Here is a 1,061-nt window from a genome sequence, read left to right as displayed (position 1 = left end):
AGATGTGTATAAGAGACAGTATGAAAAGAGTGCTTATGCGCTCTCAAGAGCTGTTCATGAACCCCGCTTTTAGTGGGGTTCTTCTTTTGTGGCGACCCCAAATGGCAATCGCGATGTTTCTCGCTGTCACGCTTACGGACGCTTTCCAAACCATGTGCATAAGCGCCTGCGCGGCAATATTGTCAAAAATCTGCTGGGAACGTCGTGGTCGAGATATTGTTAAAGCTGTGGGTGCGGTTCTGGCTGAAACTGGAGGTGTCCGGGAGCTTCTCAGTCAGGCCCATGCGGAGGAATCAGTGGAAAGCGACGTTGACTGGAATTTACTTTGCCACGCGGCGTCATTTTAGCGCGTCTGCTGATCATCAGGCACCCGCTCTTCAGGAGTAACCATCTGTAAAAGCGAATTGCTGCGGGGCAGGTTCTTTCAGAATAGCAGTCAGCCCATTAATGACACTGACCTTATTAAAGTAAAGTCCCGGCTTTCCGGCCAGGACTTTAGCAACAATATGAAGAGCACCGGCGTGCTCTTCTTTTTTGCTGTGGCTAAACGCATTTCGCCACTTTAGATCATCAACAATTAAGCGATAACTTTAGCAACAACACCCGCACCAACGGTACGACCACCTTCACGGATAGCGAAACGCAGGCCGTCATCCATTGCGATTGGGTGGATCAGGGTAACAATCATCTGAATGTTGTCACCAGGCATGACCATCTCAACGCCTTCTGGCAGTTCGATGGTACCGGTCACGTCAGTGGTACGGAAGTAGAACTGTGGACGGTAACCTTTGAAGAACGGAGTATGACGGCCGCCTTCATCTTTGGACAGAATATAAACTTCTGACTCAAATTTGGTGTGTGGCTTGATTGAGCCTGGCTTAGCCAGAACCTGGCCACGCTGGATCTCTTCACGCTTGATACCACGCAGAAGAACACCACAGTTCTCGCCTGCACGACCTTCGTCAAGCAGCTTACGGAACATTTCAACACCGGTACAGGTTGATTTCACGGTATCTTTGATACCAACGATTTCAACTTCTTCACCAACTTTGATGATACAG

1 protein-coding gene and 1 pseudogene are annotated in these 1,061 nt (G+C 49.2%); both read right to left on the bottom strand.

Features of this window, described 5'->3' with window-relative positions; translation table 11 throughout:
• Nucleotides 1-160 precede the first annotated feature (160 nt).
• Nucleotides 161-320: pseudogene (locus ACLRGG_RS21285) on the bottom strand (IS5/IS1182 family transposase); the annotation flags it as partial.
• Nucleotides 321-577: 257 nt separating this feature from the next.
• A partial coding sequence (locus ACLRGG_RS21280; protein WP_416251571.1) for an EF-Tu C-terminal domain-related protein occupies nucleotides 578-1,061 on the bottom strand: 484 nt, incomplete at its 5' end.

Source organism: Erwinia sp. PPS120 (genome assembly GCF_047918655.1).
In the GTDB taxonomy this organism is placed as follows: domain Bacteria; phylum Pseudomonadota; class Gammaproteobacteria; order Enterobacterales; family Enterobacteriaceae; genus Erwinia; species Erwinia tasmaniensis_A.
Note: the sequence above shows the minus strand (reverse complement) of the source record. Positions and strands in the feature narration are given on the sequence as shown.